The organism is Paraburkholderia adhaesiva (assembly GCF_021390575.1).
Taxonomy (GTDB): domain Bacteria; phylum Pseudomonadota; class Gammaproteobacteria; order Burkholderiales; family Burkholderiaceae; genus Paraburkholderia; species Paraburkholderia adhaesiva.
In genome coordinates, this window is sequence record NZ_JAJEJQ010000001.1 from 2,323,444 (window position 1) to 2,343,714 (window position 20,271).

The 20,271-nt window shown below is 66.2% G+C and carries 15 protein-coding genes; 10 read left to right on the plus strand and 5 right to left on the minus strand.

Annotation, left to right across the window (positions count from 1 at the left end; genetic code table 11):
- Window positions 1-36: 36 nt before the first annotated feature.
- Together L0U80_RS10530 and L0U80_RS10535 are read right to left on the minus strand one after the other, a co-directional pair.
- Window positions 37-1,194 (minus strand): cation diffusion facilitator family transporter, encoded by a 1,158-nt coding sequence (locus tag L0U80_RS10530; protein ID WP_233863932.1) that lies wholly within the window; start codon window positions 1,192-1,194, stop codon window positions 37-39.
- Complete coding sequence (locus L0U80_RS10535; protein WP_233863933.1) at window positions 1,194-1,526, minus strand: ArsR/SmtB family transcription factor; 333 nt, start codon at window positions 1,524-1,526, stop codon at window positions 1,194-1,196. Before L0U80_RS10535 ends, L0U80_RS10530 begins: the two co-directional genes overlap by 1 nt.
- A gap of 128 nt (window positions 1,527-1,654) precedes the next feature.
- Here L0U80_RS10535 and L0U80_RS10540 point away from each other — a divergent pair, with 128 nt between their 5' ends.
- Window positions 1,655-3,559, plus strand: a complete 1,905-nt coding sequence (locus L0U80_RS10540; RefSeq protein WP_233863934.1) for a tetratricopeptide repeat protein — start codon at window positions 1,655-1,657, stop codon at window positions 3,557-3,559.
- Window positions 3,560-3,676: 117 nt separating this feature from the next.
- Here L0U80_RS10540 and L0U80_RS10545 read toward each other — a convergent pair whose 3' ends face one another.
- Entirely contained in the window at window positions 3,677-4,978 is a 1,302-nt protein-coding gene (locus L0U80_RS10545) for an MFS transporter (protein WP_233863935.1), read from the minus strand.
- A gap of 328 nt (window positions 4,979-5,306) precedes the next feature.
- On the opposite strand from L0U80_RS10545, the gene L0U80_RS10550 reads away from it, so the two are divergent.
- Both L0U80_RS10550 and L0U80_RS10555 read left to right on the plus strand, forming a co-directional pair.
- Window positions 5,307-5,834: a GNAT family N-acetyltransferase gene (locus L0U80_RS10550; protein ID WP_233863937.1), complete on the plus strand. Its 528-nt coding sequence runs from the start codon at window positions 5,307-5,309 to the stop codon at window positions 5,832-5,834.
- A 260-nt stretch (window positions 5,835-6,094) separates the two neighbouring features.
- Complete coding sequence (locus L0U80_RS10555; RefSeq protein ID WP_233863938.1) at window positions 6,095-7,213, plus strand: hypothetical protein; 1,119 nt, start codon at window positions 6,095-6,097, stop codon at window positions 7,211-7,213.
- Window positions 7,214-7,289: 76 nt separating this feature from the next.
- Here L0U80_RS10555 and L0U80_RS10560 read toward each other — a convergent pair whose 3' ends face one another.
- Complete coding sequence (locus L0U80_RS10560; RefSeq protein WP_233863943.1) at window positions 7,290-8,012, minus strand: DUF2968 domain-containing protein; 723 nt, start codon at window positions 8,010-8,012, stop codon at window positions 7,290-7,292.
- A 250-nt stretch (window positions 8,013-8,262) separates the two neighbouring features.
- Window positions 8,263-9,615: a gamma-glutamyl-gamma-aminobutyrate hydrolase family protein gene (locus L0U80_RS10565; protein ID WP_233863946.1), complete on the minus strand. Its 1,353-nt coding sequence runs from the start codon at window positions 9,613-9,615 to the stop codon at window positions 8,263-8,265.
- Between the two features lie 443 nt (window positions 9,616-10,058).
- Between L0U80_RS10565 and L0U80_RS10570 the strand changes: the two genes are divergently transcribed.
- From L0U80_RS10570 to guaD, 7 genes are all read left to right on the plus strand, one after another.
- Entirely contained in the window at window positions 10,059-11,438 is a 1,380-nt protein-coding gene (locus L0U80_RS10570; protein ID WP_233863947.1) for an amidase, read from the plus strand.
- Window positions 11,439-11,595: 157 nt separating this feature from the next.
- On the plus strand, window positions 11,596-12,126 hold the full coding sequence (locus L0U80_RS10575) for a disulfide bond formation protein B (protein WP_233863948.1): 531 nt from the start codon (window positions 11,596-11,598) through the stop codon (window positions 12,124-12,126).
- 329 nt (window positions 12,127-12,455) lie between these two features.
- Window positions 12,456-14,012, plus strand: a complete 1,557-nt coding sequence (gene xdhA / locus L0U80_RS10580) for a xanthine dehydrogenase small subunit (protein WP_233863949.1) — start codon at window positions 12,456-12,458, stop codon at window positions 14,010-14,012.
- Complete coding sequence (xdhB, locus tag L0U80_RS10585; RefSeq protein WP_233863951.1) at window positions 14,009-16,483, plus strand: xanthine dehydrogenase molybdopterin binding subunit; 2,475 nt, start codon at window positions 14,009-14,011, stop codon at window positions 16,481-16,483. The genes xdhA and xdhB overlap by 4 nt, the downstream gene beginning before the upstream one ends.
- Before the next feature lie 177 nt (window positions 16,484-16,660).
- Window positions 16,661-17,725, plus strand: a complete 1,065-nt coding sequence (gene xdhC, locus L0U80_RS10590; protein ID WP_233863952.1) for a xanthine dehydrogenase accessory protein XdhC — start codon at window positions 16,661-16,663, stop codon at window positions 17,723-17,725.
- Window positions 17,726-17,762: 37 nt separating this feature from the next.
- Window positions 17,763-18,797 carry an adenosine deaminase gene (locus L0U80_RS10595; protein ID WP_233865861.1) on the plus strand — a complete coding sequence of 345 codons (1,035 nt, stop codon included), beginning with the start codon at window positions 17,763-17,765 and terminating at the stop codon, window positions 18,795-18,797.
- 150 nt (window positions 18,798-18,947) lie between these two features.
- Window positions 18,948-20,270, plus strand: coding sequence for a guanine deaminase (guaD, locus tag L0U80_RS10600; RefSeq protein ID WP_233863953.1), 1,323 nt, complete (start codon window positions 18,948-18,950; stop codon window positions 20,268-20,270).
- The last annotated feature ends 1 nt before the right edge of the window (window position 20,271 follow it).

Sequence of the window (20,271 nt, forward strand, 5' to 3'; positions counted from 1 at the left end):
CGGCGCGGCGGCGCATCAAACGAAGAGGCACCGGAATCAGTGCGGATGCGGCGGCACGTCGAGCGCGCAGCGATGCGCGCTCGTGCCCAGATCGACCTGCAGCGTGACGTGCTTCATGCTGTAGCGCGTGCAGAGCGCGTGGACGATGCCGTCGAGGACGTCGTCGCCGGGATGGCCGGCCGGCATCACGAGGTGAGCGCTCAGCGCGTTGCCCGTGGTCGAGAGCGGCCAGATGTGCAGATCGTGTACGTCCGTCACACCGTCCTGCGCCGCGAGAAAGCCACGGATGCGCTCCATGTCGACGCCCTGCGGCACCGCCGCGAGCGCGAGCCGCACCGACTCGCGCAACAGGCCCCAGGTCCCGTAGACGATCACGAGGACGACGACGATGCTCATCATGGGATCGACCCAGCTCCAGCCGGTCGCGAGGATCACGAGTCCGCTGATGGCGACCGCAGCCGACACGCCCGCATCCGAGGCCATGTGCAGGAAGGCGCCACGGATGTTGAGATCGTCCTTCTGGCCGCGCATGAAGAGCCATGCCGAGAAGCCGTTCACCACCATGCCGATCGTCGCGACGATGAAAACGTCGAGGCCCGCAACCGGCGCGGGCGAAACGAGCCGGCTGATCGCCTGCGCGATGATCGCGCCACAGGCGATCAGCAGCAGCGCTGCATTCGCGAGCGATGCGAGGATCGACGAATTGCCGAAGCCGAACGTGTAGCGCCCCGAAGGCCTGCGCGTGACGAGCGACGCAGCGCCCCAGGCGAGCAGCAGGCCGAGGACGTCGGAGAGATTGTGGCCCGCGTCGGCAAGCAGCGCAGTTGAATGCGCGATCACGCCGTAGATCGTCTGCGTGACGACGATCACGACGTTCAGCACGACGGCCAGCGCGAAAGCACGGCTATGTCCGACGACGGGAGCGTGGTGGTGATGGTGCCCATGACTGTGGCTGTGGCTGTGGTCGTGTGCGTGACTGGCATGTTCGTCGTGGCCATGCGCGTGGTCTGCTTCATGCGCATGCGCGTGCTCACCGAGGTGCTCGTGAGCATCCCCGTGACACACGCGCTCGCCATCACGCCCTTCGCCCGCAGACGCCGCCAGCGAGCCGCTGTCTTCGTCTTCGAGCCACGTCGGCGCGTGCTCGTCCTCGCGCTCCTCGGCGGCGCCCTTCTGCCTGCGCTGCTCGTCCATCACGCGTGCTCCTGCCAATCCACAACCGACTCCGCCACAGGTTCCGCGACGTGCTCGAGCATACCCGCGAGCATCGCGCTGATGTGCGCGTCAGCGGCGGCGTAGAACACCTGCTTGCCCTCGCGTTCCGAGCGCACGATGCGCGCGGCGCGCAACAACCGCAGATGGTGGCTGACGAGCGACGGCGAAAGCCCGAGCGCATCCGCGATCGCGCCTACGGCGCTCCGCTCGCGCACGCAGGCAAGCACGATGCGCAGACGCGTGGGGTCGCCGAGCAGGCGAAACAGGTCAGCGAGCGGTGTCACGCGCTCGTCGTCGAAAACCGGGGCCATGAACTTCATCCAAACATGTGAATACCTGTTCAAATGTTAATTCGGTGGCATTTTGGCGTCAAGCTCCGGGGCCCCTCTCCCGAGTATGGGAAAATGCGTGCTTTGCATTTTGTTTTGCCCATTCGGTCATGGAACAGGTTTTTGTCCGCGCGTACGCCGCACATCGCGACGGCCGGCTGGAAGACGCTGAGCGCGGTTACCGCGCGACGCTCGCCGCCGATCCCGTGCACGTCGATGCGCTGCATCTGCTCGGCGTGCTGCGGCACCAGCAGGGCCAGCACGCTGAAGCCGCGGACCTCGTGCGGCGTGCGGTCGATCTGCGCCCCGACGACGCTGCGCTGCAGTTGAACCTCGGCAATGCGCTCAAGGCGCTCGGCGAACTCGAGGGCGCGATCGAACGCTTTCGCAACGCGCTGACGCTCGCACCCGCTTTCGCGCTCGCGCACTACAACCTCGGCAACGCCTACGCGGTGATCGGTCGCCACGAGGACGCGATGCTGTCGTTCAACCACGCCGTGCGCCTGCAACCGGGCGATGCGTCCGCGCATAACAATCTCGGCAACGCATACCACGCGCTCGGACGCCACGCCGAAGCCGTCGAATCGTTCCGCCGCGCGCTCAAGATCCGCCCCGGGCACGCGGGCGCGCATAACAATCTCGGCATGTCGCTGAACGCGCTCGGCGACACGGCGGGCGCGCTCGCGCAGTTCCGTGCGGCACTGACGGCGCAGCCGCGCTTCGTCGCCGCGCATTTCAACCTGGGCAATTCGCTCGACGCCGTCGGCCAGCACAGCAAAGCGGTTACCGCGTTCGAGGCAGCCATCGCGCTGCAGTCGCGTTTCGCGCCTGCACTGTTCGGCCTCGGCAACGCGCTTTGCGCCCTCGGCCGGCACGACGAAGCCATCGCCCCGCTCGAGCGTGCGGTCGGCGTCGATCCGAAATTCGCGCTGGCGTGGCTCGCGCTCGGCACCACGCACCACGCGCTCGGCCGTTTTGAACCCGCTGTGCGCGCATTCGACGAAGCCTTGCGCGCGCGCCCCGACCTCGCTGCCGCGCATCTAAACCGCGCGCTGGCGTGGCTCACGATGGGGGACTTCCGGCGCGGTCTGCCCGAATACGAATGGCGTCTCGACCCAACGGCGCGCGAACCCGCGCGATTCGATACGCCCGAGACGCAGCCCGCTCCACACACCGTGCCCGCCACACGGACCACCGCGCTGCCGCGCTGGCGTGGCGAACCACTCGACGGGCGCACGCTCCTGATCCAGGCCGAGCAGGGCTTTGGCGACACGCTGCACTTCGTGCGCTTCGTGCCGCTCGTCGCGGCGCGCGGCGCTCGCATCGTGCTGGAAGTGCAGCCGGAACTGCTGCCGCTCATCGCGCCGACGGCGCTTGCCGCTCGCGTCACGCTGATCGCGCAAGGTGCGCCGCGCCCCGCAGCCGATCTTCACTGCCCGCTGCTCTCATTGCCGCTCGCGCTCGGCAGGACGTTCGACGACCTGCCAACGCGCACGCCTTACCTGACGGTGCCGGCAACGTACCAGCGCAAATGGCGCGGCTCACTCGGCGGTCAGGCAAAGCGCAAGATCGGCATCGCGTGGTCGGGGCGCATCCAGAAGCATGAGAACCGGACGATGCCGCTCGCCGCGCTGGAACCGCTTTTCGCGCTCGATGGCATCGACTGGATCGTGCTCCAGCCGCAATTAAGCGATGCGGAGAACGCCGCGCTCGATGCACATGAGCGTGCGCGCTCGATTCACCGGCTCGGGAACAAGGTCGCCGATTTCGCCGACACGGCCGCCGTGATCGACCGACTCGACGCCGTGGTGTCGATCGACACATCGATCGCGCATCTCGCAGGCGCACTCAACGTGAAGCTCTGGCTCATGTTGCCGTTCGCCGCCGACTGGCGCTGGTTCGCCGACACCGACGAGAGCCCGTGGTATCCGCGCACGCGACTCGTGCGCCAGCCGCGGCCCGGCGCGTGGGACGAAGTCGTCGCGGCTGTCGCTCGCGATTTACGCGAGATGTGAGCGCGAAGCGCCCGCCCCTTTCCGTTTCGAACGCGTAAAAAAAACAGCCTCGCAATTCACACTGCGAGGCTGTTTCGTCATACGACGGCAGATACGCGCAACTACGGGCGCCGCGTATCAAACCGCCTTGTACTGATTGCGCGCTTCGGCGCTGCGATAGAGCCAGAGCGTCGCGATCAGACCGCAAATACCGGCGATGCCCATCCACGCACCCGGCGCGGCCTTGTTGCCACTTACGTGGATCAAGTACGTCGAGATTGCAGGCGTGAAACCGCCGATCGTCGTCGCGAGGCTGTACGCGAGCGAGAAGCCCGCAGTACGCACGTCGGCCGGCATGACCTCGGTAAGCGCCACGACCATTGCGCCGTTGTAGGAGCCATACAGGAACGACAGCCACAGCAGGACCAGAAGCAGACGCTCGAACGACGGGTCCGCGACAAGCCACTGGACCGACGGATAAGCGGTGAGGATCGTGAGGATGGTGAAGGTGAGCAGCACCGGACGGCGGCCGATGCGGTCCGACACGGCGCCCGACAGCGGCAGCCAGACCAGGTTCGAGAGGCCGACGCAGACCGTGACGACCAGCGTGTCGATATCGCTCAGCTTGAGGACTTCGCGGCCGAACGTCGGCGTATAGGCGGTGATCATGTAGAACGATACGGTCGTCATGATGACCATGCCCATGCCGCCCAGCACGATGCCCCAGTTCTCGGCCATGGAAGCCATGATTTCGCCCATCGACGGACGATGCTTTTTCTTCGCGAACTCTTCGGTTTCCTGCAGCGAGCGGCGAATGATGAACAGGAACGGCACGATCAGGCAGCCGATGATGAACGGCACACGCCAACCCCAAGCCGTCATCACTTCGACGGGCAGCAGACGATGCAGCACCACGCCAAGCAGCGCCGCGAACACGACGGCCACTTGCTGGCTACCCGACTGCCACGACACGTAGAAACCTTTGTTGCCCTTGGTGGCGATTTCCGACAGATAGACCGAGACGCCGCCCAGTTCCACCCCTGCCGAGAAACCCTGCAGCAGGCGCCCGCACAGGACGAGCAGCGGCGCCACGAGACCAATCGTGGCGTAGCCCGGGACGACTGCAACGGCGAGCGTGCCGAGCGCCATGAGACCGAGCGTGAGGATCAGGCCTTTGCGCCGGCCGTGATGGTCGATGTACGCGCCGAGAACGATGGCGCCGATCGGACGCACGAGGAAGCCGGCGCCGAACACGGAGAGCGAAAGCATCAGCGAAGCGAACGCGTTATCGCTCGGAAAAAAGGTCCTGGCGATCGCCGACGCGAAATAGCCATAGACCATGAAATCGTACATTTCCAGAAAGTTTCCGCTTGTAACGCGGAACACAGTCCGGATTTTGGATTCTCTGGAGGTATCGGTAGCGTGGGCAGAGGTAGACATGAGATTCTCGTTTGATGCGGCCTGCTCCGGGGTGACCGGATGGGCAGACGGTAAACACAGGCCCGCCGGGGGTGTGCCTCGCGAGGGGCGCGTCCGGAAGGGCCGCTATTATATGCGCCCCGGTTGCACCTGCCGATATCCGGGTAACACCCGAGGGCGCACAAAATTAAACAGCAACAACGTCGCCCATTTCCTTCACTTTATCTTCCATTTACATTACATCAGCTTTCAACGCACGCACGACTTGCTGTGAGCGCACGCTTATCGTGCACAATAACATGCACGCCCAGTTCCGCGCGCGATCCTCTTCGTCGCTCGCAATCATCGAATGTCAATCGCATCGCTGACACTGCGTCCGGCCACGGCCGCCGACGCCCCGCTGATCGCCGCCATGCACGCGACGAGCTGGCAGGCCACATATCGCGAGCTCCTGCCCGCTGCCTTCCTCCACGACGAAGTAGACGCGGAACGCGCGACCTGGTGGCGCGCCCGCATGGAAGCGCCCGGTGGCGACCGGCGCCTCGTTCTGATCGCCGAACTGGACGAAATGACGCCAGTCGGCTTCGTGTGCGTCGAACGCCAGCCGGACTCGCCGTGGGGCGTGCTGCTCGACAACCTCCACACACTGCCCGCCTGGCAGGGCACCGGGGTGGGCAAACGGCTGATGCAGGCCGCCCTGGACTGGGCTCGCGCGCGCGGCGAGTCGCAGATCTATCTGTATGTGCTCGAAGGCAACACCGCGGCGATTGCCTTCTACGAGCGGCAAGGGTGGAAGTACTCAGGCGCCGAACCGGATCGCATGGGCGGCGCCGACATTACCGCGTTGCGCTACATCTATCGGCTGGACGCGCTCTGATGTCGTAGAGCCCCCCGAGGCCGCACAGGAAACCCCTTGCGGACGACACGACGCAGTCCGCACGCGGTCCGCCACTACTCGTTGACCCTGATTGGAATCAGCGCCATCCCGGTTTTTCGGACGTATCTGATGGCCCATTTGCGCTTCGACCCGCATTATTCGCATCTCTAAGCAAGACTGCTGCGCCATGTGCGGCCCCCTCGGCGCGGCGCGATCAGCAAGTGCGGGCCCCCTCTTCACGCCGTGGTTGCGAGAGATCAATGTCAACTTTTCCTTTCATTCAGGTGGAAGGCTCTATTGCGCTTCCGCGCATACGCCCGCTCGGGCGTATGCCGGTGATGTTCGGCCGCGAATGGATGCTGACACAGCCGCACTTATGCCTGCGTGCCGAAATCCGGGCGCTCTACGCCGCAATCATGCGCACGGTTTGCCTGAGCGCAGAGGCTTTTCGCGAAGCCTGCCGCTGGGACCTGCAGCACCACTTCTTTCCTGTGCCCGCCGCCGCACCGGTTCGCCCGAGCGCAGGTGTAAAGACAAGTCCGTCGTTCGCCAAAGACAAGGCGGCGCCGCACGTCGCTGCGGCACCTTCCCCAAGCCCCCCGCACACACCAGCATTCGGTCCGCACAGGCTTACGGGCGGCGCATGCGCAATCGGCGGCGCAGCACTCCTCGCGTGGATCGTGGCGAGCCACACGCCGCACGATCAAGGCCACAAGAACGCTGCGGTGGATGCTACCCCGATCCGCGATGCCGACAACGTCGCGTCACAACGCCTTGCCAATACACGCGCCGCTCACGAAGCGACTACAACGGCCGCGCCCACAACAGACACGGTCACGAACGCATCGCAGCCAGGTCAAACCGCTGGTGCGTCGCAGCGCGCGGCTTCGGCAGCCGTTAGCTCAGTTGTCACCGCACCGGCCCCAAGTCCGTCTGCGACCCGACCAGACTATGCCGCGGCGAATCACCCGACTGCGCCGCTACGCGCAACGCTGTCAGGCCGCGCAGATCGCGCCGGCGAAGGCCGCAGCAACAAGAACCGGGAGTCCGTCCGGGGCCACTCGTCGCGCGAGCGCATCACAGGTGTGTCACGTGTCGAAAGCAGCCGCCGTCCGGCACACTCGTTCGCACCGCCCCGCATAGCGCGGCCCGTCACGACAGACCGCACGCTCGGCATGTACTCCGAAGCAAGCGGCTACTCGCCGCGCCAGCCGAGCGCGCGCCAGGACGACGACTACGCATCAATCATCACCTACGCGAACACGCACACGGCCCCGCGTCCAGCGAGCCGCACGTCGGTGCCTGTCGACAGCACGGAGTGGGTCGACCACGTTTCCCAGCGCCGCGTGACTGAAATACCCGACCGGTTCGGGAAATGACCCGATGACACATAAACAAAAAGCCCGGCATCCGCCGGGCTTTTTGTTGACGGCGTAGCGCGCCGCATCGTCAGCTTCACTTCGGCGCACCTGGCAGCCCGGCTTCCGTCGCGCGCTGCAACTGTTGGACCGAGCGCTGCAAGTCCTGCAACTGCGCTTGTGCGCGCGCCTTCTCGGTCCGCAAAGCCACAGAATCGGCCTGCATCTGGCTCTGGCGCGCGTCGACCTTTGCCTGCTGGGATCGCGCAACGTCGAGATCGGCCTGCAGACGTCGCGCGCGATCCTCCGACAACGCAATGAACCGCTCGATATTCGCCTTCTGTGCTTCGAGCTGCGTACGTCGAATCTCCACGTCCGCCAGCCGCTCGGTCTGCCGGGCAAAATCCGCGTAGATGGCCTCGCCGCGCATCTCGTCCTGCGAACGGATTACGCGCCAGAAACGCTTATCCTGGAAAAGCGCCACGTACCAGGTCATGTCAGGAGGATAGAAAAACAGACTCGCTCCGTAACTGCCGTTGTAGGTCGTACGCAGTTCGACGATCTGCGCGTCGTGGATCAGTTGCATCAATGTGGCGACTTCGCCCTGGCTCACGTCAACGCTCGCCTGCTCGTCGACCAACGGCGCCTTCTTCCCTGCGTCGGCAGGCGGTGGCAAAAGACTGCCGAGCGGCGGACGGCTGCCCGCCACCGGTGCCAGTTCGATCGTGTCGTTCTGCGCCCACACAACCGCGCCGTGCTCCATCATCAAGACAGCCGCGGCACCCAGCAAGACGCGTCGCAGTTGGATTGAATGCTTCATACCTGCCCGTTTTCCGTTAGCGATTCTGAGTAACCGCTCATTATCGCCGCCCGAAAATCTCAAAATCATCCTTTATTTTCGGATAACGTAATTCGAATTGACCGGACCACGGTAAGGTCAGTAACGACGGCAATATCAGGTGGAAACTTCAGGTGGCAAAGTCGGGGGCAACGTCGGGTCGCAACGTCGCGCCGGAAAACGACAGTCGCGAAGGCCCACCGCGCGGGCCGACGCAAGGCACCCCTTCTCGCTAGAAACGCGTCTCGCGCGCAGAACGCAGGAAACTGTCGAGCAGCGGCGTGCAGTCGAGCAGTTCCGGCCCGCCTGCGCGATGAAACTCCGGATGCCACTGCACGCCCACCACGAACGGCGCGCGGCGATAGCGCACCGCCTCGATCAGTCCATCGCCGGCCGACACGGCCTCCACCGTCAGATCGCGGCCCACATTTTTCACCGCCTGATGGTGGATCGAGTTCACGATCGCTTCGCGCCGACCCGGGAACATGCTCGCGAGCGTGGAGCCTTCCGGAAAAGTAATCGCGTGACGATGCTGGTCGTAGTGCTCGCTCACGTGCACGCCCGCTGTCGGCACATCGGTGGCGATGTCCTGGTAAAGCGTCCCGCCGAATGCCACGTTGATCAGTTGGCATCCCCGGCAGACGCCGAGCACAGGCTTGCCCGACTCGATGAACTCGTGCAGCAGTTCCAGTTCGTACATGTCGCGAACGCGGTCGCCGGGCCACTCAGCATGCGCTCCCGGTTCGGCATAGCTCTGCGGCGAAACGTCGGCACCGCCTTGCAGCAGTAAGCCGTCGAGATGCTTCGCGTAATCGCGCAGGCGGATGTTGCTCGGATGCAGCATGCCCTGATGACCGACCGTCGGGATCATGAATACGATCACGTCGCGCGACATGACCCAGTGCGCGATCGATTCCTCGAGGTACTGCAGCGTCTTGCCGCGCAGCCCCTTCGCGCCCGCCTCTGGGTGGAAGAGGCGCGCCGACACGCCGATGCGCAACGTCCGCTGCGTGATGCGCTGCCCCGCGCGGTCAAACATTTGCCGCGCACGCGCCGCAAGGATGCGCCCGAACACCGCCCACGCCGAATCGTTCGGACGCAAGTAACGCGGTGGATTGGGCGGCAGTGCGTTCGGCGGCGGCGGGTTCTGCGCACCGAAGTCCGGTGCCTGCCCGAAGCCCGCCGGCGCCGCGCCAGCGGGCACGGTGTCAGGCGCCTTTGCGGCATCGGCCGTGGCGGGCGTTGTCTTGCCAGCCTCGGCGGTCTCGCTGACCGGAATTTCTGGCGCACGTGCCGCCGCTTCCTGCTGCGCGACTGCGCGCGCGGCTTCGTCGCGCGCTTGTGCCGCCTCAGCGACTTGCGAGGAACCGCCAGGCGTCATCGTCGGCGCCGGTTCGGGTGCATCGCTCGATGCACGCTGCACGGGCTCGCGGCCAGATGCGGATGCGGTAGCAGAGGGTGAACCGGTTGAAGCGCCAGACGAACTGGCCGATGCGGGCGGATGGGAGACGCCGGGGGAACCGGCATCGGAGGCGTGGCTTGCGCCATCGGGGACTTCGGGGTTGTCGGACTTGTTTTCGCTCATGACGTGGGGTCAAGCGCGCGGCGCGCGAACGATGAACACGAGTCGATTATCCGTCGCCCTGCGGTGAGCCGCCAGTCCCGTGCGCAACGGCCCACCCGCTTACGGCGTTCGCAACCGGGACGGGGAGCGGCATTTAAGTGTCCTGACAGGAATCGATGGTCTCGCGCAACGCGGTGATGTGAATCGACGTGCGGATTTCTCGTGACCAGCGCCCAGACGGCACTGCGAGCACAGCGGTGCAACCCGGCCGCGATCGCACCGACGCCGAAGGCACGACGCACGGTCGAATCCCAACGCGCCGATGCGATACATGCCAAGATCACGCCACGCCGAAAATACGGCCCTACAATGATGCGTCCCTTGCTGCAGCAGCGTGAGGCGATCCGGCGCCGGCCGCTGCTTCGCAGCCTTCGCGCTGGCCAGCCCCCAAACCGCTCATCGCCATGACCATCGAATTCACTCCGTTTGCCCCTCTCGCCCGACTCAGCGATGACCTTGCCGCCGGCCGCACGACCAGTCGAGCGCTCGTCGAGATCGCGCTGGAACGCATCGCCGCCCCGACTGGACAGGGCTCGACCGTCTTCATGCACGTCGACGCCGCGCGCGCCCGCGCCGCCGCCGACGCCCACGACCGCTTGCGCGCGAGCGGCACCGTGCTCTCACCGCTCGCGGGGATTCCTGTCTCGGTGAAGGATCTGTTCGACATCGCTGGCGACGTCACGCGTGCGGGTTCCACCATGCTCGCCGGCGCGGCCCCCGCGCGAGCCGATGCTGTCGCCGTCGCGCGCCTGCGCCACGCGGGCGCCGTGCTGATCGGCCGGACCAACATGAGCGAATTCGCGTTCTCCGGGCTCGGGCTGAACCCGCACTACGGCACGCCGCTCTCGCCATACCGGCGTGGCGTCGACGGCGACGCGCGCGTGGCGGGCGGCTCGTCGTCAGGTGCGGCGGCATCGGTGGCCGACGGCATGGCCGCCGTCGCGCTCGGCACCGACACGGGCGGCTCGATCCGCATCCCGGCCGCGTTCTGCGGTCTCACCGGCTTCAAGCCGACTGCCGCACGTATCCCGAAAACGGGCGGCGTGCCGCTCTCACCCACGCTCGACTCGTTCGGCCCGATCGGCAACAGCGTGGCATGCTGCGCGCTCGTCGACCGCATCCTCGCCGGGCTCGCGCCGCACGTGCCGACTGCCCGGCATCTCGAAGGCGTACGACTCGGCGTGCTGACCAACTACGTGACCGAAAGCGTCGAGCCCGAGGTCGCAGACGCAATCGACACCGCGCTCAGGCACCTGGACGCAGCGGGTGCAATCGTCAACGAGGTGCGTTTCGGCGCGCTCGATCGGCTGGCCGACATCAACCGCTACGGCTTCTCGCCGATCGAGGCCTACGCGTGGCATCGCGAGCTGATCGCGCAACACCGTGGCGAATATGACCCGCGCGTACTGGCGCGCATCCTCAAGGGCGAGCCGGCCCGTGCCGTCGACTACCTCGACCTGATCGCCGCGCGCGCGGCCGTGCTCGAAGAGGCGCAGGAGACGCTCTGGTCGCGCTTCGACGCCGTCATCGCGCCGACCGTGCCGATCGTGCCGCCGAGGGTTGCACCGCTAGTCGCCGACGACGACGTCTTCGCGCAGACCAACGCGCTCGTGCTGCGCAATCCCGCTGCGTTCAACTTCCTCGATGCGTGCGCGCTGTCGCTGCCGTGCCACCACCACGGCTCAGCGCCGGTCGGATTGATGCTGATTGGCGCACCGTACGCCGACGACGCGCTGCTCGCGATCGGACGCGGCGTGGAAGCCGTCCTCGCGCCGTTGCGTTAACAGTTGATGACGCGGCGTGCGTCGCGCCACGCAGGATCGTGGGCGCGCTGTCGCCGCGACCCACTGAGCACAGACGCGCGCAACGTCCTTCGCGCTAGAATCCCCAACACGCCGTCGCAGCGTGCCAGCTGCGCCATCAATACAGAAAACCGACAACATGAACGACGATAACGCACTGTTGCGCCGCGAGCGCAGCCTGCTGGCCTTTCTTGGGCTGATCTGCCTCGCGCTGGTGGGCGGCGCGCTGTACATGCAGCACGTCGAACGCCAGGACCCCTGTCCGCTGTGCATCATCCAGCGCTACTGTTTCCTCCTGATCGCGTTGTGCGCGTTCGTCGGCGCGCGCAGTTCGAGCTGGCGCGGCGTGCGAGTGCTCGAAGGTCTGATCGTGCTGGCGGCTGCGGGTGGCCTCGTTGCTTCGGCGCGGCTTGTCTGGGTGCAGTCATTCCCGAGCTTCAGCTGTGGCTTCGACACGCTGCAGCCCATCGTCGACGGCTTGCCCCCGGCGCGCTGGCTACCGGGCGTCTTCAAGGTTCAGGGCCTGTGCGAGACGATCTATCCGCCGATCCTCGGTTTGTCGATGCCCATGTGGGGGCTGATCGCATTTGTCTTTATTTTCGTGCCCGTGCTGTTCAGCCTGTTGCGCAATCGCCGCCGCCAGGTATCGTGGCCGGGGATCCGCCGCTAAGCCACCCTACACGCACACGTTCCCCGCGACGGCGCCGCCGCGCGCCGTCGTCATCTGCCTGCTCTGCATTCCGCCCGTTTGCGGGCAGGCGCCAAGCCTCTCCCCCTCTTCCCATCGTCTCAGCCCACCCGCGGCCACCATTAAAGGGCCCGATCACGCGCACCTCGGTCATGACAACCGCGTGATAGTCCCAATCATTCACGGGTAATACTTTCCTGACACGAGCGGTGCTATCTTCGGAACTGGATGGCGATCTACGTGCGCGAGGCCTGCTGAGGCACGCCCCCTGCGTAACGCGCGCCTGATCCGCAATGTCTTCCGGGTTCACCATGACAACGCAAACCATCCGATTCCTCCACCGGGGCGAAGTGCATGAAGTGCGCGACGTGCCCGTTACACGCACGGTGCTCCAGTACCTGCGCGAAGATCTGCATGCCTGCGGCACCAAGGAAGGGTGCGCGGAAGGCGACTGCGGCGCGTGCACCGTCGTCATCGGCGAACTCGATGGCGACGGGCATCTCGCCCTCAGGGCCGTCAACGCCTGCATCCAGTTCCTGCCCACACTCGACGGCCGCGCGCTCTTCACCGTGGAAGACCTGCGTGCGCCCGATGGCGCGCTGCATCCGGTCCAGCAGGCCCTGGTCGATTGCCATGCGTCGCAATGCGGCTTCTGCACGCCGGGCTTTGCGATGTCGCTATGGGCGCTCTACGAGCGCCAGCGCGCCGACGCGGGCCTGCCCACGCGCGACGAGATCAGCCAGACCCTCTCGGGCAACCTGTGCCGCTGCACCGGTTATCGGCCCATCGTCGACGCTGCCCAGCGCGTGTTCGATTACGCGTGCTATCCGCGCGCCGCGCTCGATCGCACTGCGATCGAAAAAGTCCTGCGTCCGCTCCAACGCGCAGGAACCTTCGAGTACCACGGCCCCGATGTGCGCGGCGCCGAATACGATGAAGCGACGTTCTTCGCGCCGCGTACGCTCGCTGACTTCGCCGCGCTACGCGCCGCCCTGCCGGACGCACGCGTGCTGGCAGGAAGCACCGATGTCGGCCTGTGGGTCACGAAGCAGTTTCGCGACCTCGGCGACGTGATCTACACCGGCAACGTCGCCGAACTGCGCACGCTGACGCGCGACGCACAGGCGCTCACGATCGGCGCGGCGGTGCCGCTCGAAGAAGCGTATGCCGCGTTGGCCGTCGACTATCCTGAACTCGCCGAACTTTGGGCGCGCTTCGCATCGCTGCCGATCCGCAATGCAGGGACGCTCGGCGGAAACGTCGCGAACGGCTCGCCGATCGGCGATTCGATGCCCGCGCTGCTCGTGCTCGATGCAGAACTCGTGCTGCGCCGCGACGATTGCACCCGCACGCTGCCGCTCGCCGCGTTCTACACCGGCTATCAAAAGAACGCGCTCGCACCGGGCGAGTTCATTGAAGCGATCCGCGTACCGCGCCCCGCTCCCACACTGCGCTTTCGCACCTACAAGGTGGCGAAACGATACGACCAGGACATTTCGGCGGTGTGCGCGGCGTTCGCGCTCGATATCGGCGAGGACGGCGTGATCGCGAACGCACGCGTCGCATTTGGCGGGATGGCTGCAACGCCGTTGCGCGCCGCGCACGCCGAAGCCGAGCTGACCGGCGCGCGCTGGGACGAACCGACGGCGTTTCGCGCGATGGACGCGCTGACCTCCGACTACGAGCCGCTCGCCGACTTTCGCGCGAGCGCTGCGTACCGCGCGAAGGTCGCGCGCAACCTGCTGTGGCGCTGCTGGCTGGAAACGCGCGACGACGCCCCGCTTGCGCTGCGTGACGTCGAAGCATTCGCCTTCGAAGGCGAGGACGACGTGGCGCTCGCGCTGCAAGGGACTGGAGTCACGCGATGAACCGCCGATCCGATCCCATCGTCACACGCGCTACGCAGTCGAATCCATCGGCCGATCCGGCACGCGAGAGCGTTGCGGCCCAGCCGGCGCTCGGTGCACCGCTACCGCACGAGTCCGCCGACCTGCACGTCAGCGGCGAAGCCCGTTACATCGACGACATTCCCGAACTGCACGGCACGCTGCATGCAGCACTCGGCGTCTCTCGCCATGCGCGGGCGCGCATCGTGTCGCTAGACCTGCGCCGCGTGCGCGAAGCGCCTGGCGTGATCGCCGTGTTCAGCGCCGCCGACATTCCCGGCGAAAACAACTGCGGCCCGGTGCTGCACGATGACCCGGTGCTCGCGTACGACGAGGTGCAGTACCTCGGCCAGCCCGTCTTCGCGGTGATCGCGACGAGCCACGATCTCGCGCGCCGCGCGGCCGCGCTGGCCGCGAGCGACGAAGTTGTGCGCTACGAACCGCTCGAGCCCGTGCTCTCTGTCGCCGAGGCAAAGGCGATGCACCATTACGTGCTGCCGCCGCTGCGTCTCACGCGCGGCCAACCCGCGCAACGCATTGCCGCCGCGCCGCATCGCATTGCGGGCACATTCGAAGTCGGTGGCCAGGAACAGTTCTATCTCGAAGGCCAGATCGCCTACGCGCTGCCACAGGAACAGGGCGGCATGCTGATCCACAGTTCGACGCAGCATCCGTCCGAGATGCAGCAGGTCGTCGCGCATCTTCTGAACTGGCCCGCGCACCGCGTCGCATGCGAGTGCCGCCGCATGGGCGGCGGCTTCGGCGGCAAGGAATCGCAGTCGGCCCTCTTTGCGTGCGTGGCCGCGCTCGCGGCGCTCAAGACCGGCCGCCCCGTGAAGTTGCGCGCCGATCGCGACGACGACTTCATGATCACCGGCAAGCGCCACGACGCCCAGTATGAATACGAAGCCGGCTTCGACGACGACGGCCGCCTGCTCGGCGCACGCGTGGAAATCGCGCTACGCGCGGGCTACTCCGCCGATCTGTCCGGCGCGGTAGCCACGCGCGCGGTCTGCCACTTCGACAATGCGTATTACCTCTCCGACGTCGAGATCGTCGCGCTGTGCTGCAAGACGAATACACAGTCGAACACCGCCTTTCGCGGCTTCGGCGGACCGCAGGGCGCGCTCGTGATGGAAGTGATGCTCGACGCCATCGCGAAACGTCTAAACCGCGATCCGCTCGACGTGCGGCGCGTGAACTACTACGGCATCGGCGAGCGTGACGTCACGCCCTACGGCCAGCATGTCGAGGACAACGTGCTCGCCCCGCTCACCGACGATCTGCTCGCATCAAGCCGCTACGCCGAACGACGCGCCGCGCTCGTCGATTACAACCGCGCGAGCCAGGTGCTCAAGCGCGGCATTGCGATCACACCGGTCAAGTTCGGCATCTCGTTCAACGTGCCGCATCTGAACCAGGCAGGCGCGCTCGTGCATGTCTACCGGGACGGCTCGGTGCTCGTGAACCATGGCGGCACCGAGATGGGCCAGGGACTCAACACGAAGGTCGCGCAGGTGGTGGCGGGTGCGTTCGGTCTTCCGCTCGAACGCGTGCGCGTGAGCGCGACCGATACCGCGAAGGTGGCGAACACGTCGGCCACCGCCGCCTCGACCGGCAGCGACCTTAACGGCAAGGCTGCCGAAGATGCAGCGCTCACGATCCGCAATCGCCTCGCCACACTCGCGGCCTCCGAGTACGGCGGCACGCCCGATGCCGTCGCATTCGACAATGGCGCGGTACGGGCGAACGGTGTGTCGATCGCGTTCGCGCAGTTCGTCGAACTCGCGTATCTGAAACGCGTGCAGCTGTGGTCGGACGGCTTCTACGCGACGCCCAAGGTCCACTGGGACGCGCGCACGCTCACCGGCCATCCGTTCTACTACTTCGCGTATGGGGCCGCGGTGTCCGAGGTGGTCGCCGACACACTCACGGGCGAATGGAAGCTCGTGCGCGCCGATGTGCTGCACGATGCAGGCCAGTCGATCAATCCGGCCATCGACATGGGCCAGGTGGAAGGCGCTTTCATCCAGGGCATGGGCTGGCTCACGACCGAGGAACTCTGGTGGAACAGCGACGGGCGACTGATGACGCACGCGCCCTCCACCTACAAGATCCCGGCGATCAGCGACACACCCGCCGCGTTCAACGTCAGGCTCTATCGCAACGACAACGCAGAGCCGACTGTCTTCCGGTCGAAAGCCGTAGGCGAGCCGCCGCTGCTGCTGGCGTTCTCGGTGTTTCTCGCGATCCGCGACGCGATCGGCGCGGCGGTGCCCGAGGCGCACGACGCCGCGCCGCTGCGTGCACCGGCGACGCCCGAGGCGATCCTCGATGCGCTCGACGCGCTGCGCGCTCTGGCGGCAACGCAAGCCACTGCGAGCGCTGCCGGGCGTGGTCACGCCGGCCTTCCGGCCGTGCCGGCGGCGGCCCGCAACCAGAAGGTGGACTGAAGGCGCGAACCAGTTGGCAGCTTGTGCGCTCGAACGATCAAGTGCGACTGTGGCAGCGCGTAACCGCGCGACGCGTCCAGCGCACCACACGGCGAAGCTGACCGCGCCCCGCGCGAAGCCACGAGAAGATGAACCAGCGGCACGCAAGACGTGCCGCACAGGAAGGAGAAGCGCCAGATGCACACCTGGCTTACCGATCTGCAGCACCTGCTCGCACACGGCGACGCCGCTGTGCTCGTGACGGTCGCGCGCGTCGAAGGATCGGCACCGCGCGATCCCGGCACGAAGATGATCGTCACGCGCGACACCGCGCGACACACGATCGGGGGCGGCCACCTCGAATGGAAGGCGATCGAGATCGCGCGCCAGGTGCTGCGCGACGGCATGCGCGTGCCGCACTTGCGCCGTCTCGAGCGCCTCGCACTCGGACCGAGCCTCGGCCAATGTTGCGGCGGCGCGGTCGTGCTGGCGTTCGAGCGGCTCGACGTGGGCGACCTCGGGTGGCTCGCGTCGCTGGCGCGCCGGCTGGCGGCGGGCGAATCGACGGTGCGTAGCGTATCATTTCGCCCCTCGCACAACGCAGGCACGTCAGGAACGCAAAACGGCCAGGGAAGCGCGACGGCAGCAGCCGACGCCGTGATGCTTTCCGAACCCGAAGCGGGCGTCGAAGCACCCGACTGCCTGCTCTGGAACGCCCGCGATGGCGACGGCGGCGCGATCCTCACCGAGACCATCGCGCCCAACGATTTCCCCGTCGTGCTGTTCGGCGCGGGACATGTCGGCGCGGCGCTCGTGCGCGTGCTCGGCACGCTGCCGTGCCGGGTGCGCTGGGTCGACGAGCGCGACGCTGCGTTCCCGACGCCCGAGGCATTCGCGGCGCTCGGCGCGCGCAACGTCGAAATCGACGCGAACGATGCCCCCGACGAAGCCGTCGACAAAGCCTTGCCCGGCACGTGCTTCATCGTGATGACGCACGATCATTCGCGCGACCTCGAACTCGCCGAACGCATCCTGCGGCGCGGCGATTACGTGTTCTTCGGCATGATCGGCTCGCACACGAAGCGCAAGCAGTTCGAGCACCGGCTTGCCTCACGCGGCATCGACCCCGCGCAGATCGCGCGGATGAAGTGCCCTCTCGGCGTCGAGGGTATCGCCGACAAGTCGCCGGAAGCGATTGCGATCTCCGCCGCCGCGCAGCTGCTGCAGACGATCGAGGCGCACGCCACCATGCATTACGCGTGATGTCACCTACTCACAGACCGACCAGACCATGACCGTCATGACCCACACCATCCCGCTAACAGAAAAGGCCGCACGCGCGCCGAAGGTTGAGCTGCACATCCACATCGAAGGCTCACTCGAACCCGAGCTGATCTTCAAGCTCGCGCAGCGCAACAACGTGAAGCTCGCTTACGACTCGATCGAGGCATTGCGCGACGCCTACGCGTTCACCGATCTGCAGTCGTTCCTCGACATCTACTACGCGGGCGCGAGCGTGCTGCTAACGGAAGCCGACTTCTACGACATGACGATGGCCTACTGCGAGCGCGCGCTCGCGGACAACGTCGTGCATACGGAAATCTTCTTCGACCCGCAGACCCACACCGAACGCGGCGTGGCAATCGAAACCGTTGTCGCGGGCATCGACCGCGCGCTTGCCGACGCCGAAAAGCGCGGCCTCACGAGCAAACTTATCCTGTGCTTCCTGCGCCATCTGAGCGAAGCTGACGCGCTTGCCACCTTCGACGCCGCATTGCCGCTCTTCGCGCGTTACCCGCGCCTGATCGGCGTGGGCCTCGATTCGTCGGAACGCGGGCATCCGCCCTCGAAGTTCGAGCGCGTATTCGAACGCGCACGCGCGAGCGGTCTGAAGCTCGTCGCGCACGCTGGCGAGGAAGGCCCGCCTTCGTACATCTACGAGGCGCTCGACTTGCTCAAGGTGGACCGCGTCGATCACGGGGTGCGCAGCATCGAAGACGCGGCGCTCGTCACGCGTCTCGCTGACACGCGCGTGGCGCTCACGGTCTGTCCGCTTTCGAATATCAAGCTGTGCGTGTTCGACGACATGACGAGACACACGCTCAAGGATCTGCTCGACCACGGCGTGGCGGTAACCGTCAATTCCGACGATCCCGCCTACTTCGGTGGCTACGTGAACGAGAACTACACCGCGATCATCGATGCACTCAAACTGGATGACGCCGAGGTCTACACCATCCTGCGCAACGGCTTCGAGGCATCGTTCGTGACGCCGCGAGAACGCGACGCGATGATCGCGAAACTCGACGCTTACTGGAACGGCACCGCTGCGTAAGCGCATCGGCTGGTGAAACTCGAGCGCCCTGCCCAGGCTCCCGCGCGAATGCAGGGCGATGGGCACTTGCGCCCCGCGTTCCCTGTAGCGCCGCGCCCAGCGAACGTTGAACGTCATTGAATACCTAAACACTCCGGAGACGTCGTTGCCATGACTCAATCGGCTTACCGCGCAAAACTGCTGACGTTTACCGGCGACCCCGCGCAATCGGCCGACGCCGCCGTCTATCACGAAGACGGCGTCGTGATCGTCGAAGCGGGGCATGTGATCGCATCGGGTGCATGGACTGAGCTCGCCGGCGTTGTCGAAAATGACGCGAGCGTCCATGACCTGCGCGACAAGCTGATCGTGCCGGGCTTCATCGATACGCACATCCACTACCCGCAGACCGACATCATCGCGTCGCCGGCGTCCGGCCTGCTGCCGTGGCTCGAAACCTGGACGTACCCGACCGAACGCGGTTTCGAAGACCAGACGCTGGCTGAAGACACGGCGCGCTTTTTCGTCGATGAACTGCTTGCGAACGGCACGACCACGGCGCTCGTCTACTGCACGGTTCACAAGCAGTCCGCCGATGCGCTCTTCAGCGCGAGCGAAGCGAAAAACCTGCGGATGATCGGGGGCAAAGTGCTAATGGACCGCCACTGCCCCGAGTTCCTTCGCGACACGCCGCAGACGGGCTACGACGACAGCGCCGCGTTGATCGGCCGCTGGCACAATCGCGGCCGGCTGATGTACGCGCTGACGCCGCGCTTCGCGCCCACATCGACCGAGGCGCAGCTCGAAGCCTGCCAGGCGTTGGCGAAAGCGCATCCGGACATCTTCATCCAGAGCCACGTCGCCGAGAATCGCGACGAGGTGAAGTGGGTGCGCAAACTGTTCCCGCAACAGCGCAGCTACGTCGACGTCTACGATCACTACGGACTCCTGCGGCGCCGCGCCGTGTATGGCCACTGCATCTGGCTCGACGACGAAGACCGTCACCGCATGGCGCAGACGGGGGCGGTGGCCGCACACTGCCCGACGTCGAACCTGTTCCTCGGCAGCGGCCTGTTCGACTTCGAAAAGGCTGACGCGGCTGCGATGCGGGTCACGCTCGCGACCGATGTCGGCGGCGGCACGTCGTTCTCGATGCTGCAAACGATGAACGAAGCGCACAAGGTCGCACGCATGGGCGGCCATCACCTCACCGCGACCCGCATGTTCTGGCTCGCGACGGCCGGCGCAGCCGAGGCGCTCGACCTGGGCGAGACGATCGGCACGCTCGCGCCGAAGAGCGAAGCCGACTTCGTCGTGCTTGACCCGCAGGCGACGCCGTTGCTCGCGCGTCGCACGGCGCGCGCCCGATCGCTCGAAGAACTGCTGTTCGCGCTTGCGCTGCTCGGCGACGACCGCACCGTGTACGAAACCTACGCGGCAGGCGAGCGCGTGCATCGACGCGGCGAGCGCGCAGTGTCACACGCGGTGCTATAAT

Coding starts and splice junctions, on each gene's coding strand:
- L0U80_RS10530 (WP_233863932.1), bottom strand. CDS start 1,194: ATGGACGAGCAGCGCAGGCAGAAGGGCGCCGCCGAGGAGCGCGAGGAC.
- L0U80_RS10535 (WP_233863933.1), bottom strand. CDS start 1,526: ATGGCCCCGGTTTTCGACGACGAGCGCGTGACACCGCTCGCTGACCTG.
- L0U80_RS10540 (WP_233863934.1), top strand. CDS start 1,655: ATGGAACAGGTTTTTGTCCGCGCGTACGCCGCACATCGCGACGGCCGG.
- L0U80_RS10545 (WP_233863935.1), bottom strand. CDS start 4,978: ATGTCTACCTCTGCCCACGCTACCGATACCTCCAGAGAATCCAAAATC.
- L0U80_RS10550 (WP_233863937.1), top strand. CDS start 5,307: ATGTCAATCGCATCGCTGACACTGCGTCCGGCCACGGCCGCCGACGCC.
- L0U80_RS10555 (WP_233863938.1), top strand. CDS start 6,095: ATGTCAACTTTTCCTTTCATTCAGGTGGAAGGCTCTATTGCGCTTCCG.
- L0U80_RS10560 (WP_233863943.1), bottom strand. CDS start 8,012: ATGAAGCATTCAATCCAACTGCGACGCGTCTTGCTGGGTGCCGCGGCT.
- L0U80_RS10565 (WP_233863946.1), bottom strand. CDS start 9,615: ATGAGCGAAAACAAGTCCGACAACCCCGAAGTCCCCGATGGCGCAAGC.
- L0U80_RS10570 (WP_233863947.1), top strand. CDS start 10,059: ATGACCATCGAATTCACTCCGTTTGCCCCTCTCGCCCGACTCAGCGAT.
- L0U80_RS10575 (WP_233863948.1), top strand. CDS start 11,596: ATGAACGACGATAACGCACTGTTGCGCCGCGAGCGCAGCCTGCTGGCC.
- xdhA (WP_233863949.1), top strand. CDS start 12,456: ATGACAACGCAAACCATCCGATTCCTCCACCGGGGCGAAGTGCATGAA.
- xdhB (WP_233863951.1), top strand. CDS start 14,009: ATGAACCGCCGATCCGATCCCATCGTCACACGCGCTACGCAGTCGAAT.
- xdhC (WP_233863952.1), top strand. CDS start 16,661: ATGCACACCTGGCTTACCGATCTGCAGCACCTGCTCGCACACGGCGAC.
- L0U80_RS10595 (WP_233865861.1), top strand. CDS start 17,763: ATGACCCACACCATCCCGCTAACAGAAAAGGCCGCACGCGCGCCGAAG.
- guaD (WP_233863953.1), top strand. CDS start 18,948: ATGACTCAATCGGCTTACCGCGCAAAACTGCTGACGTTTACCGGCGAC.